The 14901-nt window shown below is 52.8% G+C and carries 9 protein-coding genes; 3 read left to right on the forward strand and 6 right to left on the reverse strand.

The window, feature by feature from the left end:
* Window positions 1-168: 168 nt before the first annotated feature.
* The gene (gene lptG / locus AC55FS_RS12215) at window positions 169-1236 is read right to left on the reverse strand and encodes an LPS export ABC transporter permease LptG (protein ID WP_496932532.1); all 1068 of its coding nucleotides are present in this window, start codon (window positions 1234-1236) and stop codon (window positions 169-171) included.
* On the reverse strand, window positions 1233-2246 hold the full coding sequence (lptF, locus tag AC55FS_RS12220) for an LPS export ABC transporter permease LptF (protein WP_496932533.1): 1014 nt from the start codon (window positions 2244-2246) through the stop codon (window positions 1233-1235). The genes lptG and lptF overlap by 4 nt, the downstream gene beginning before the upstream one ends.
* Before the next feature lie 137 nt (window positions 2247-2383).
* Between lptF and AC55FS_RS12225 the strand changes: the two genes are divergently transcribed.
* Together AC55FS_RS12225 and AC55FS_RS12230 are read left to right on the forward strand one after the other, a co-directional pair.
* Window positions 2384-3853: a leucyl aminopeptidase gene (locus AC55FS_RS12225; protein WP_496932534.1), complete on the forward strand. Its 1470-nt coding sequence runs from the start codon at window positions 2384-2386 to the stop codon at window positions 3851-3853.
* Between the two features lie 115 nt (window positions 3854-3968).
* On the forward strand, window positions 3969-4631 hold the full coding sequence (locus AC55FS_RS12230; protein WP_496932535.1) for a nitroreductase: 663 nt from the start codon (window positions 3969-3971) through the stop codon (window positions 4629-4631).
* Window positions 4632-5039: 408 nt separating this feature from the next.
* On the opposite strand, the gene aceF is transcribed toward AC55FS_RS12230, so the two are convergent.
* The 3 genes from aceF to ald form a co-directional block, all read right to left on the reverse strand.
* The gene (aceF, locus tag AC55FS_RS12235; protein ID WP_496932536.1) at window positions 5040-6686 is read right to left on the reverse strand and encodes a dihydrolipoyllysine-residue acetyltransferase; all 1647 of its coding nucleotides are present in this window, start codon (window positions 6684-6686) and stop codon (window positions 5040-5042) included.
* 11 nt (window positions 6687-6697) lie between these two features.
* Entirely contained in the window at window positions 6698-9346 is a 2649-nt protein-coding gene (gene aceE / locus AC55FS_RS12240) for a pyruvate dehydrogenase (acetyl-transferring), homodimeric type (RefSeq protein WP_496932537.1), read from the reverse strand.
* A 397-nt stretch (window positions 9347-9743) separates the two neighbouring features.
* Entirely contained in the window at window positions 9744-10868 is a 1125-nt protein-coding gene (ald, locus tag AC55FS_RS12245) for an alanine dehydrogenase (RefSeq protein ID WP_496932538.1), read from the reverse strand.
* 192 nt (window positions 10869-11060) lie between these two features.
* On the opposite strand from ald, the gene AC55FS_RS12250 reads away from it, so the two are divergent.
* Window positions 11061-12473 carry a diguanylate cyclase domain-containing protein gene (locus tag AC55FS_RS12250; protein WP_496932539.1) on the forward strand — a complete coding sequence of 471 codons (1413 nt, stop codon included), beginning with the start codon at window positions 11061-11063 and terminating at the stop codon, window positions 12471-12473.
* 158 nt (window positions 12474-12631) lie between these two features.
* On the opposite strand, the gene AC55FS_RS12255 is transcribed toward AC55FS_RS12250, so the two are convergent.
* Window positions 12632-14761 carry a YgiQ family radical SAM protein gene (locus tag AC55FS_RS12255; protein ID WP_496932540.1) on the reverse strand — a complete coding sequence of 710 codons (2130 nt, stop codon included), beginning with the start codon at window positions 14759-14761 and terminating at the stop codon, window positions 12632-12634.
* Window positions 14762-14901 lie beyond the last annotated feature (140 nt).

Consider the following 14901-nt stretch of genomic DNA (forward strand, 5'->3'; position numbering starts at 1 on the left):
GCGCTGTCGCTCACAACAGATCGGCGGCCTGAAGCCGCCGACCGTGCGCCGCAAAAACCACCTAACAACGCAGAGTAATGCGCAGCTTTTTTGCTGTTACTGATTTGAGCCACATGGGGCTGCAGCCCTCTGATAAACCACGGCAAGCAGCCAGTGACCCTGAGATTGCTAAGCGGCTCGCCGTAGTAACAGAGCCGCTGCAGCCGAGCACAATAAAATCGGCGCCACACTGGCCCATAGGGGCGCAAAGCCAAACACAATACTGGCCGGGGCTAATAATTCTTCCGCGTATTTATACACCAGCCCGACCAAAATACCGGTAAAAATACGGTATCCCGGTGTCACTGATCGCAGCGGTCCAAAAATAAAAGAAACACCTAACAAGACCAACGCCAAGGTACTGAGCGGCTGAGTAACCTTGCGCCAGAAAGATAACAAATAGCTGTCGGCATTTAGACCCTGATCGGTCACATAGCGGGTATAGCGATAAAGATTGGAAATCGACATATCCCGCGGCTCGACCATCACCACACTTAAGCTTTGTGGAGTTAAACCGGTTTCCCATCGCAAACTGTCGTAACGCTGTTGCACCACCGCCTCATCTTGCAATGAAATGTCTTCTACCTGCTCCATTTGCCAAAACTGACGCTGATAAATAGCCCGACTAGCGGTGCGGATGTGTTGCAGTCGATCATCCTGGTCAAAGCGGTACAGGGTCAGGCCATGCAAAACGCCATTGGGTTCAACGGCGGTAAAACGCATAAAGGTATCGCCTTCTCGATGCCAAAAACCCTGACCACGATTAGACAAGGTATCGCCTCTGCCCTGGGCGACGGCTTTTTGCGACTGAGCAATGCGTTCTAAGTTTGGAATGGCGTATTCGGCCGCGGCCATGCTCAGCATCATCAGCACCAGTACTGGTTTCATGACCGATACACTGATACGGCGAATCGACATGCCCGCGGCACGCATCACCGTCAGCTCACTGCTGGCCGCCATGCTACCCAAACCGGCTAAGCAGCCTATCAAACAAGCCAGTGGCATATACTCATAGGCGCGGCGTGGCAGCCGCATGACAATAAAGGCCAGTGCTTCTAACAGCTGGTAGTCACCCTTAAGGCGCTTGAGCTCGTCCACCAAAGCGAATACGGCATCCAGCCCTACGATCACCAGCACCACGACTAAGGTGGCATTCAGCACGTGACGGGCAACGTAACGATCAAGATGAGACATCATAATTGGCGCACCTTACGTCGTCGCTGCAGTTCCGGCCACCACCATAATGCTGCCGCAATGGCGAGATAAACGGCGTGCAAAGACCACAAGCCGAGAGATGGATTCAAGCGGCCTTTTTCTATCATGCCGGTCATGGCAATCATCAACGAGATGTACACCATAAACAGCACAATAGCCGGAAACAGCCGAGCAAATCGTCCCTGACGCGGATTAACCCGAGCCAGGGGTAAGGCAATCAAGGTTACAATCGGCACCATTAAAATCAGCGATACCCGCCACTGAAACTGTGCTTGAGACTTAACATTGTCACTGCCAATCAACGCCAGGGTCGGAATAGACTCCTGGCGCAATTTGCGACGCTCGTCGGGCTCATCGGCAATTTTGACGCCGTAGCGTTCGAACTCCAGCCACTGCATGCCCAAACCTTCTGCACTGAGGTCATAGCGACGACCATCATGCAACTCCAAATATCGCGAGCCGGTTTCATCGCTGACATACTGAGTGCCACGACCCGCAATTAATAAGGTATTGCCATCAGCAATAAAAACACGCCGCATTTCGGTTTTATCGTCCGACAGCGATTGTGCATAGGTCACTCGAGAACCACCCTTCATACTTTGAAAACGACCAGGAATCAGCAGCTCAAACTCCGTTAGCTGGGCCTGTTTTTGGTACAGACTTTCCATCTTTTGAGCGCCCCACGGGCTTAAAAACAGCGACAGCGAGGCAACTATGGCCATCATAAACAGCGCCGGGACTAAGGTATAAGACAGTAAGCGTCGATGGGAAAAACCCGTCGCCGTCAGCACGGTCATTTCACTGTCCGCATACAAGCGTCCATAGGCCAGTAAAATGGCGATAAACAACGCTAACGGCAGCACCATTTCCAGAAAGGACGGCAGGCGCAGCAGCAGGGTAAAAAACACAATTTCAAGGGATACCTGACCCGCCGCGGCTTCCGCCAACTGGCGAATCAGCCGCCCACTCATCAAAATCAGCAGTAACACCACAGTAACTGCCACAATCGAACTAAATAGTTCACGCGCAAGATATCGAAAAAGAATCAAACAACCAGACCTTGTATTTCCAACATGTGACAGCATATATACGGACGGAATAAGTCATTCACCTGACTCTAGGAGTTCACATGGAATACCAGACGTCTCAACACAGCGCTGCCGAAGTAGAAGCGAGCTGTATTGTGGTCACTATCGACACCGCAGGCAAGCTGTCAGAGGCCGGCAATCAACTGGATAGCGCCAGTCAGCATTTTCTGCAACAACGATTCGAACATAAAGACATTAAAGGTAAGCTGGCTGAAACACTGTTATTACCCGCCGTCACTGGCGTCGCAGCTCAGCGTGTGTTGCTGGTTGGACGTGGCGACAGCAGCAAGGCACTGAAACGTGGTCAAGCCATTAAATTGCTCAACGCCATCGCCGACAACACCGGCAATATGGAAGGCAGCATTGCATTGGCGCTGGAAGACCTGGCGAACGATCAATTAACCAGCAGCTGGCTGGCAGAGCAAAGCGCCATCGCCTTTGGCCGTCAGGCGTACCGCTTTACCACCACCAAACCACAAAAAGAGCAAGACCAGCCAACTCAAGCCAGCAGCCTGATCTGGCTAGGTTCTGACGAGCTCGATAGCCTGAAAAAAGGGGACGCTCTGGCGTCGGGTGTTAACTTTGCTCGTGAGCTGGGCAATCTGCCAGGCAACATCTGCACCCCGACCTACCTAGCTGAGCAAGCTCAGGCACTGGCCAATGAGCAGATGACCACCACCATTTTGGACGAGTCTCAGCTGGAGGAAATGGGTGCTGGCGCTTTTGTTTCAGTGGCCAAAGGTTCGGTTGAGCCTGGCAAGATCATCATCATGCATTATCAAGGCGGCAAAGCCGATGAGCCTGCTCACATGCTGCTGGGCAAAGGCATTACCTTTGATACCGGCGGCATCAGCCTGAAGCCGGGCGCTAAAATGGATGAAATGAAGTACGACATGTGCGGCGCTGCGTCCGTACTGGGCACCATGAAAACTCTGCTGGAGCTGCGTCCTGCCATCAACGTTATCGGCATGATCACAGCGGCAGAGAACATGCCAGCGGGTAACGCCAGCAAGCCTGGCGACGTGGTGACCAGCCTATCTGGCAAAACCATCGAAATCTTAAACACCGACGCTGAAGGCCGCTTAGTACTGTGTGACGCCCTAACTTACGGCATCGAGCAGTTTAAGCCAGCCTCTGTGGTCGATATTGCAACTCTAACAGGCGCTTGTATGGCAGCACTGGGCGAAGTGAACAGTGGCCTGTTCACCGAAGACGAAGCGTTGGCCGGCGAACTGCAAAGCGCAGCAGAATACGCTCACGACAAAGTGTGGCGCCTGCCGCTGGAAGAAGACTACCAGGAACTGTTGGATTCCAACTTTGCCGACATGGCCAACATTGGCGGCCCATTGGCCGGTGCAACCACCGCAGCCTGCTTCCTGTCACGCTTTACCGAAGGCACCCCATGGGCGCACATCGATATTGCCGGCACTGGCTGGACGGGTGGAGCGAAAAAAGGCGCCTCTGGCCGCCCGGTTCCGCTATTGGTGAACTACCTGCTGAATAAAGCCTGATCTCGCATCAGCAATCAGAGGCCGCTCACTGCGGCCTCTTTTTTGTCACCTTTGCACATCTACCAACGACGACTGTACTGCTAGCATGGCTCTGACATTATTATCAGGAGCCAACATGAGCGTCATCGAGTTATTACAGCAGCGCTATTCCGTACGGGCATTCACCCCACAAAGCGTCGATCCAGATACCCTGCAGCAAATATTCAAAAGCGCTCAGCGCGCACCATCCAACTGCAATGTTCAGCCTTGGAGCACCTATGTCGTATCCGGCGAAAAAAAGGATCAATTAAAAAATGCCCTGATCGCCACCGTCATGAAACAGCAAACTCCCAACCCAGACTTTAACTGGAAAGTCGCTTACCAAGGGATTCACCGCGAGCGCCAGTTCGGCTCAGCCAATGCTTTGTATGGCGCCATGGGCATTGAACGTGACGACAAAATGAAGCGTAATATGGCGATGCTGCGTAATTGGTCTTTTTTTGATGCACCGCACGTGGCTTTTTTTACCATGGATAAATACCTCGACATCATGGGTGCCGTCGATCTGGGCATTTATGCCCAAAGCCTGGCGCTATTAATGCAAGAGCAAGGCATTAGCTGCTGCATGCAAGGCGCGCTGGGACAATTTCCCCAGCCGGTCAAAGAGCTGCTGGATATTCCCGACCATGTCGGCATTTTATTTGGCATGTCGTTTGGCTATGAAGACCGCACTGCTGCCGCCAACCACGCTCGTACCGAGCGCTGCGAACTCAGCCAGTCAGTGCAGTTCTTTTCCTAGGGCACCTCCGAATAATTCTGCACAGCCCTGCGCGAGTGCAGCAGGCTTTCAGAACAAGGCGGTGATGGCAGCAAATGGCCAGCCCTTTCAACATCGCCAACGACGTTATGGAGGCCTGCGGGGAACGCCAGTGAGCTCCAGCTCTGTGTCGCCGATTTTTGCTGTAGCTGGAACCAGCTTCGTGATCTGAAATCCTCTGGCGATCCAGAGCAGGCACCGAATTATTCAGAGGTGCCCTAGCAAAAAAACAGAGCATAAAAAACGCCGGCACTGTCTCCAGTGCCGGCGTTGTCGTAACGATCTGAAACCTGTGCGTCTAAGCTTGCCCCCTTACCTGCAATTTCAAACGCGTCAGTCACCCATTCCAGACCGATTCATCCACCGTCAACGTGAAACGTGGGCATTGCCTCACAGTATCAGGCGGCGAATATCGCTAATCAGCGCTACCAATGTGGTAAAGAAACGTCCGCAATCAGCACCGTTAATGGCGCGATGATCGTAGGACACTGCCAATGGCAGCATATTTCGTGGCACAAATTCTTTGCCATTCCACACCGGTTTCATCTGTGCTCGAGACACTCCCATAATGGCAACTTCGGGTGCATTCACAATCGGCGTAAAGCCAGTACCACCCATAGCCCCCAAGCTGGAAATCGTAAAACAAGCACCCTTCATTTCGTTGGGCTTTAGTTTACCAGCCCGAGCTTTTTCTACCAGCTCGCTGCTTTCTTGCGCCAGCTCCCAGATGCCTTTTTTATCGGCATCGCGAATCACCGGCACCATCAAACCTGCTGGCGTGTCAACGGCAATGCCAATGTGGACATAGTGCTTGTGCACCATATGTTCACCATCGGCGTGCAATGACGCGTTAAAGCTAGGCTCCAACCGCAGCGCTTGTGCTGCCGCCTTAATCAGGAAAGGCAACGGCGTTATTTTCACCCCGCGCTTTTCTGCCTCCGGCTTCATTTGCTGGCGGAAGGCATCAAGATCGGTGATGTCTGCCTCATCGAACTGGGTCACGTGTGGCACGTTTAACCAGTTACGCTGCATATTGGCAGCAGTGAGCTTTTTAATCTTGCTCATCGGCTGCAGCTCGATATCACCGAACTGACTGAAGTCCACTTCTGGAATCGGCGGAATACCCATGCCCGAGGCGGCGCCAATAGTACCCGACTCTGCCTGTTTGAGCATCTTTTTCACGTAGGCGCGAATGTCATCTTTAGTAATGCGACCGCGCACCCCAGTGCCTGACACCTTGGTCAAATCAACACCCAGCTGTCGAGCCAAACGTCTTGATGACGGACCGGCGTACACATCTGACGAACGATTAGCCGGCTCAGGCTTAGCCTCACCCTGTGCCTTATTCGCGGCAACAGCGGTTTCGGGCTGCGATGCCTTAGGCGCCGGCGCAGGCGCAGGTTCAGCTTTTGCCGTTTCCGCCACTGCAGGCGCTGCGGCTACCTCACCCACTTGCTGTAACACAGCGTACACATCGCCCTCGTTGACCTTATCGCCAACCGCTACGGTAAACTTCACCAGCGTACCAGCCGACGGCGCCGGCACATCCATACTGGCCTTATCGGTTTCCAGCACCAACAGCGAGTCTTCTGCCGCAACGTCGCTACCGGGTTCAACACTGAGTTCGATAATGTCAACATCCGTTGCACCACCCAGATCAGGAATGGTCAACTCGACGCTAGCACCCGCACTGCTCGGTGCGCTGGCCACAGGCGCTGCAGGCTCGACGGCTGCTGTAGCGGGCTCTGGTGCGGCAGGCTGGTCGCTGGCAGATGAGCCTGCATCTGCCTGAGCCTCGCCCTGCACATCCACCACCATAATACTGTCACCTTCGGACACCTGATCGCCCACCGCGACCAAAATCTCCACCACAGTGCCCACCACAGGGCTGGGAATTTCCATACTGGCTTTGTCGGTCTCTAACACCAGCAGGTCTTGCTCTAGCTCCACCTGATCGCCAACGGCCACCGAGATTTCAATAATTTCAACCTTGTCGGCACCACCCAAATCAGGGACGGAAACAGTTGTATTGCTCATTCCATTCCCCCTTAGCTATGTGCCGGATCAATTTTGTCGGCTTCAATGCCCAGCTCAGCGCGGGCTGCCAATAACGCTTCCTGGCTGAAGTGACCGTCTTCGGCCAACTGCACCAAGGCGGCATAAGCAACAAACTCACGACTCACTTCAAAGAAGTGGCGCAGTTTTTTGCGCGTATCACTGCGACCAAAACCATCGGTACCCAACACCGTCAAACGTCCTGGCACAAAGGCTCGTAATTGCTCGCCGTAAGACTTGATGTAATCGGTTGCCAACACAAAAGGTCCGTCCTGACCTTGCAGTTGCTGAGTCACGTACGCCTGCTCAGCTGGCAACTCAGGGTTGAGACGATTGTGACGCTCACACGCCAGACCGTCACGAGTCAGTTCGTTAACTGAAGTGACACTCCAGATATCGGATTGCACGCCGTATTTTTCTTGCAGCAAATCAGCAGCCGCTTCCACTTCGCGCAAAATAGAGCCAGCACCCATCAACTGAACCGACGGACCTTTTTTGCCCACCGACTTGAGCTTATAAATACCTTTTACGATGCCCTCTTCAGCGCCGACCGGCATTTCAGGATGCGGATAGTTTTCGTTCATGGTGGTGATGTAGTAGAAGCAGTTTTCCTGCTCGTCGTACATGCGCTTCAGGCCATCTTGAATAATCACCGCCAGCTCATGACCATACGTTGGATCATAAGAGCGACAATTTGGAATCGTCTGCGCCATCAAATGACTATGACCGTCCTGATGCTGCAGGCCTTCGCCGTTCAATGTAGTGCGCCCCGAGGTAGCACCAATCAAGAAGCCTCGGGCTTGAATATCGCCCGCCGCCCAAGCCAAGTCACCAATACGCTGGAAGCCAAACATGGAATAGAACACATAAAACGGAATCATCGGGCAGTTGCTATTGCTGTAAGCCGTTGCCGCAGCAATCCAGGCCGACATAGCACCGGCTTCGTTAATGCCCTCTTCCAGAATCTGGCCTTTTTTATCTTCCTTGTAATACATGATCTGGCTGTGATCATGGGGCGTGTATTTTTGCCCAGCAGAAGAATAAATCCCCAGCTGTCGGAACATACCTTCCATACCAAAGGTACGCGCCTCATCCGGAACGATAGGCACCACACGTTTGCCAATATTTTTGTCTTTAACCAGCTGCGACAAAATACGTACAAACGACATGGTCGATGACATTTCACGCTCACCACTGCCGCCCAACTGGTTTTTGAAACTTTCCAGTTCAGGCGTTACCAAGGCCTCGCTGTTCACTCGACGAGAAGGAACAAAGCCCTGCAGCGACTCGCGACGCTCACGCATGTACTTCATTTCTGGGCTATCAGGTGCCGGACGATAATAAGGCACATTTTCCAGCTCAGAATCGGTGAGCGGAATAGCAAACCGATCGCGGAAATGCTTCAGCGCATCCAGATCCAGTTTTTTCACGGAGTGAGTATCATTAGCGGCTTCGCCCGCTGCACCCAAACCATAACCTTTAACGGTTTGCGCCAGAATCACAGTCGGCTGACCTTTGTGCGCCACAGCTTCTGCATAAGCGGCGTACACTTTAAATGGATCGTGACCACCACGATTCAGCTTAAAGATATCTTCGTCGGTCAGATCTTCCGCCAACTTAGCCAGTTCAGGGTAAGCACCAAAGAAATGCTCACGGGTGTAGGCTGCACCATTGGCCTTGTAGTTCTGCAAATCGCCGTCGCACACTTCGTCCATGCGCTTTTGCAACATGCCGCTGGTGTCTTTTTCCAACAGCACATCCCAATGACGACCCCAAACGACCTTAATCACATTCCAGCCAGCACCGCGGAACACGCCTTCCAGCTCTTGCATGATTTTGCCGTTGCCGCGCACTGGGCCATCTAGGCGCTGCAGGTTGCAGTTCACAACAAAGATTAAGTTTTCCAGCTGTTCACGACCGGCCAATGAGATGGCGCCCAAGCTTTCTGGCTCGTCACACTCACCATCACCCAAGAAAGCCCACACCTTACGATCACCGCGTGGCGCCAATTCACGCGCAGATAAATAGCGCATCACATGGGCCTGATAAATCGCCTGAATCGGACCTAGGCCCATAGAAACCGTTGGGAACTGCCAGTAGTCAGGCATCAACCAAGGATGTGGATACGATGACAGACCGTTGCCGTCCACTTCGCGGCGGAAGTTATCCAGCTGATTTTCATCAAAACGCCCTTCTAAATAAGAGCGTGCGTAAATACCTGGCGCCGAGTGCCCCTGGAAGTACACTAGGTCACCCGCTTGATCACCGTCATTGCCGCGGAAGAAGTAGTTGAAACCCACGTCATACAAGGTGGCCGCCGATGAGAATGACGCGATATGGCCGCCCAGACCTTCGTTATTGTCATTGGCTCGCACCACCATGGCCAGTGCATTCCAACGAATCAGGGAACGAATACGACGCTCCATAAACAGATCACCAGGCATGCGGCGTTCTTTTTCTGGTGCGATGGTATTGCGATACGGCGTGGTGATCGCTTGTGGCAGGGCAACGCCCTTATCCATGGCATTAGCAAACAGCTTTTTCAGAATGAACGCCGCCCGCTCAGGGCCAGCGTGACGGATGGTGGCGTGTAACGAATCTAACCATTCCTGGGTTTCGTATACGTCGGTATCTTCGGTCATTGATCGCTCCGATGGTTTGACAAGGATGCTTGTCATCACAACAAGGGCAGCCTTCAAAAGTAGACTTACCTATTGCTCTTATTCAGCCCCAAGAGCGATAAATAATGCCACTATTCGGCCATTGGCTGCCGTAATTAGAAAACTGGTTACAAACCAGAGCCCCCATATAAAACAAGGGCTCCTTGAAAAATTCGGCATCAGTCTGACGCCTTTATAAGAGGCTGACAATCCCTTCTTGTAGTTTTTTTACAAGAACGACTTCGGCACTCGACCAAAGTCGTACGCAACGGCCACAAAAAGCCGACAATTGGCTGCTAAACGTCCATACGCACCACTAATATTGAGCCAGCGTCAGCAAACAAATGCCAAAAGCACATCAATCCATTTGGCCTCAACCTTAACGCACTTGCACCAACACGCTGAGCTTATCGGCGCACATACGCCCCTGACTGCTGGCGACTTCCATGTTACACAGCTGCCCCGCTGCCACATTAAGGCCATTTAATAGGTGTTCATCGGCGTGCATGGCCTTGCGTGGACCCTGTTTGGCTAACGCCTGCACAAACGGCAAGGTAGCATTGTTGAGGGCCTGGGTCGCCGTACGTGCCACGGCACCTGGCATATTGGCCACACAGTAATGCACCACCCCTTGCTCAACATAGGTTGGCTCATCGTGGGTGGTGGGCCTTGAGGTCTCGACACAGCCGCCTTGATCAATGGCAACATCGACAATCACGGCGCCACGCTGCATGGCCTGTAGTTGATCACTGGCGATCAGTTTGGGCGCCGCTGCCCCTGGAATCAGCACCGCGCCGATGACCAAATCCATCTGCGGCAAACACTCATCCAGAGTGGTGCGGGTAGACAGACGTGTACGAATGCGGTTCCCATATTGCTGATCTAACATCCTCAAGGTCTGTAACGAGGTATCCAGTACCGTCACCTCAGCCCCCATACCAACGGCAATGCGCACAGCATTTGAACCCACGACCCCACCGCCCAGCACCAATACATTGCCAGCAGGCACGCCCGGCGCGCCGGACAACAACACACCGCGACCGCCAGCTTCCATCTCTAAGCTGCGGGCGCCAGCTTGCACCGCAATGCGGCCAGCAATTTCCGACATAGGTGCCAACAACGGCAAACGTCCGTGGTCATCGGTGACGGTTTCATAGGCAATGCAGGTAGCACCGCTTTTAATAAGCGACTCCGTTAGCTGGGTATCTGGCGCCAAATGCAAATAGGTAAATAGAGTATGCCGGTGCTCCAGTAAGGCAACCTCAGAGGCTTGTGGCTCTTTGACCTTAACAATCATGTCGGCCGCTGCAAACACCGCCCCGGCATCGGCGGCAATGCTGGCACCACTGTCTTGATAATCATTATCATGAAAGCCAATCGCCGCGCCCGCCTGGCTTTCAACCAATACTTCATGACCATCGGCAACCAGTTCTCGTACACTGTTTGGCGTCAATCCGACCCGATACTCATGATTTTTTATTTCTTTCGGCACACCAATTCGCATAACCACCTCCCTTGTTTTGCCACAGTGTAGCAGCGTCCATCGAGGGCCAAGATAGACGGCCTTCCATGCCATACTTCGTGGCCGCACTGGCACAACTCGTCTTTACTGATTAAGGAAGCGTGCGCCAGCGATATTAGTGCTTGGCGCACTTCAACACAGGAAGGCGACTCATTGACAACCCGGGCCTGAACTATGTGGCTGTGCTTATCTGCACGAGAAAAGCTCATTTGTGTACTAATCACCTTGCTGTACATCGCCATCGGCAGCGTGATGGTGCGCTCGATCTCCAGCCTAGTGGTGGAACGCCATCGGGTGGAAGCCGCCTCAGCATTGAACAGCGAACTAACACTGGTACGCTCTCGACTGGAAGCCGCCATTTTTATGGACAGTTATTTGGCCGACAGTCTTGCTACGGTGGTGACCATCGACCCTGAGTTTGCAGTCAATAACTGGGCCAGCATCGCCTCCACGCTGCTGGATCGTTCGACCTATGTTCGAAACGTCGGCCTAGCACCCGATAACGTTATCACCCACGTACACCCTATTGAGGGGAATGAAGCGGCGATCGGATTCGACTTTCGCACCCGACCAGAACAGCTGGCCACAGTACTGAAGGCCAAAGAGCAGCAGAAGGTATACATCGCAGGTCCTGTGAACTTAGTGCAAGGCGGCACCGCCATTATTGCTCGCTATCCGATATTTTCTGACCCTCCCTATAATCGTCAGTACTGGGGCGGCGTTAGCGTGGTGATGCGTTACGACCAACTGCTAGACGACAGCGGCGTAAGTGACTTCAGCTATGGCGATGTCGCCCTACGCAAGCGCGACACCGATGGCGAGCAATGGACCGTGTTCTATGGCAAGCCCACGGTATTTGAGCAGGCCAACGCCCAACTGCCTATTCAACTGCCTAGCGGCCAATGGGAAATTGCCGTTCGCTTTGATATCAATAACAGCCCAGGCCTGCGCAATCGAGCATTATTGGTACACCTGCTCGGTGGCATTGCCCTATTGTTAATGTATTTGGTGGTGTACCTGCTGTATCGCAACTACCAATACGCACATCAGGAGTCGATGCAAGATGAGCTCACTCTGCTCCCCAACCGCCGCTTTATGTTACGAAAACTTAAGCAGCTGTTTTCCAGCAAAGAAAAGCCGCGCCAATTCGCCATTTTAAATATTGATCTGGATGACTTTAAACGCGTCAACGACCAGCTCGGCCATGAAGCGGGAGATGCGTTGCTCAAGCATATTGCTAATCATTTGGCCGAATCGGTACGCAGCAGGGATATTGTTTGCCGCTTTGGCGGTGACGAGTTTTTGGTATTGTTATCGGACGTTGATGACCCCAAGCAGGTCGAGAAGATTCAGCAAAAGCTACACGAAGTGGTGCGGCTGCACCCACTACGCTGGCAGCAGCACATCATTATTCCTTCGATCAGCATTGGCCAAGCCATTGTTGATCAGCAAACCATCAATGATCTATTGGCCCAGGCTGATAGAGAAATGTATAACCAAAAACATAGAGTGGAAAAAGGCACCCTAATATTGGATGCCTCATCGCCCAAAGAGCCTTCATCTGTCGACCAGCAAACCTCTGAATAGCTGCCCAGCCAAGACAGCTGACTCACTATCGCCGATATTTGTGAGCACAAACTAGAGCACCTAAGCGGCTGCAGGATTTAAAGCTCTATGACGATCTAGGTGCGAGATCCGAGTCATTCATCGGCCCTCGCTGCTATAGCCATTAACAGCCACGGCCACTAACGACGCTTTTTTGCCCCCTGGACATGTTTAGAACCCTGGCCCGGCTTAAAGCCTGGGCGCCTGTGACGAGAGTTCGGAGCATCTTCAGCAGGAATCAGCGCCTGAGGGCCACTACCGATCAAATCACTACGGCCCATTTTTTTGAGTTCTTCGCGCAGCATGGGCCAGTTTTTTTCGTCGTGATAACGCAAAAACGCCTTTTGCAAACGACGATCCTGAATATCCCGAGGAATGGCCAATTTTTTGCTCTTATAACTCATGCGTTGCAGCGGGTTACGCTCTGAATGATACATGGCCGTCGCCAACGCCATAGGCGATGGGTAAAAGGTTTGCACCTGATCAACGCGGAATTTATTGCGCTTTAACCACAGCGCTAAATTCATCATGTCTTCGTTTTCAGTGCCCGGGTGAGCAGCAATAAAATACGGAATCAAATATTGCTCTTTACCGGCCTCGCGCGAAAATTTATCAAACATTTTCTTAAACGCATCGTAGGTGCCCATGCCCGGCTTCATCATCTTGCTGAGCACATTTTGTTCAGTATGCTCCGGCGCAATTTTTAAATAGCCACCCACATGGTGAGTCACCAACTCACGCACATATTCGGGATCTTTAACGGCCAGGTCGTAACGTAGCCCCGAGGCAATGGCGATGCGCTTAACACCTGGCAATGCCCGCGCAGCCCGATACAACTCAGTAGTGGCTTTATGACTGGTCTCAAGGTTTTTGCAAATACCTGGGTATACGCAGGATAAGCGCCGACAATTTTTTAGAATTTCATCGCTTTTACACTTGAGGTGGTACATGTTGGCCGTCGGCCCACCCAAATCCGATATGGTGCCGGTAAAGCCCGGTACTTTATCGCGTATTTCTTCGATTTCGCTCAGCACCGACTGCTGCGAACGGCTTTGAATAATTCGTCCTTCGTGCTCGGTAATAGAGCAGAAGGTGCAACCACCAAAACAGCCACGCATGATATTGACGGAGAAACGAATCATCTCGTAGGCCGGAATGCGGGCATCGCCGTAGCTTGGATGCGGTACCCGCTGATAAGGCAGACCAAACACGCTGTCCATCTCGTCGGTTTCTAGTGGAATCGGCGGCGGATTGACCCAAATTTCTTGCTGCCCATGACGCTGAACCAGGGGACGTGCATTGTAAGGATTCGATTCCTGATGCAACACCCGTGACGCATGGGCATACAAAGCACTGTCATTGCGCACCTTTTCAAACGACGGCAAACGCACAACGGTTTTGTCCGGATCATGGTCCACTTTGCGCTGCAACGGCATAGGCACAATTTTCACCGGCATCACGTCATCGCTGTCGTCGGCTTTTTTTTGCTCGCAGCTGGTTCCATCGGTTTCTTTCATGTCATACGGATTGGGAATGACATCAATCTGCCCTGGCCAGTCGATACGGGTCGAGTCAATCTCGGTCCAACCGGCAGGCGTTGCGGCGCGCACCAGAGTAGTGCCGCGCAAATCCGTCAAATCACTCACCTGGCGCCCTTGTGATAACGCATGGGTCAGCTCAACAATGGCACGCTCAGCATTGCCGTACAGCAATACATCGGCACCCGAGTCAATCAGCACCGAGCGGCGAACCTGATCACTCCAATAGTCGTATTGAGCGATACGGCGCAGGCTGGCCTCGATACCACCAATAACAATGGGCACTTCTTTATAGGCTTGACGACACTTTTGTGAATACACAATGACGGCACGATCAGGACGCTTGCCAGGCTCACCATGGGGGGTGTAAGCATCGTCGTTACGAACCTTAAGATCCGCGGTGTAGCGGTTGATCATTGAATCCATATTGCCGGCAGTTACGCCAAAATAGAGATTCGGCTTGCCCAGCTCGGTAAAGGCTTTAGGATCATTCCAATCCGGCTGCGCGATAATACCCACACGAAAACCCTGTGCTTCCAACACTCGCCCCATCACCGCCATGCCAAAACTGGGATGGTCAACATAGGCATCGCCCGTTACCAGGATAATGTCGCAACTATCCCAGCCCAGCTCGTCCATTTCGGCCCGAGACATAGGCAAAAACGGCGCAGTGCCGTAACACTCGGCCCAGTAGGGATAATACGAATTCAGATGCGGTGCAGCAGTTTTCATGAATAAAACTAATAATGATCAACAAGGCCGCTCATTGTCCCAGAAATCCCCCATGGTGCCTACCGCCACGCCCATATAGGCAGTTGTGGCCGTCAGCGACCCTTGCCTTTCCCCCCTCACTCACTAACTATGAAGGCAAC

Source organism: Bacterioplanes sp. CLAM21, assembly GCF_059641015.1.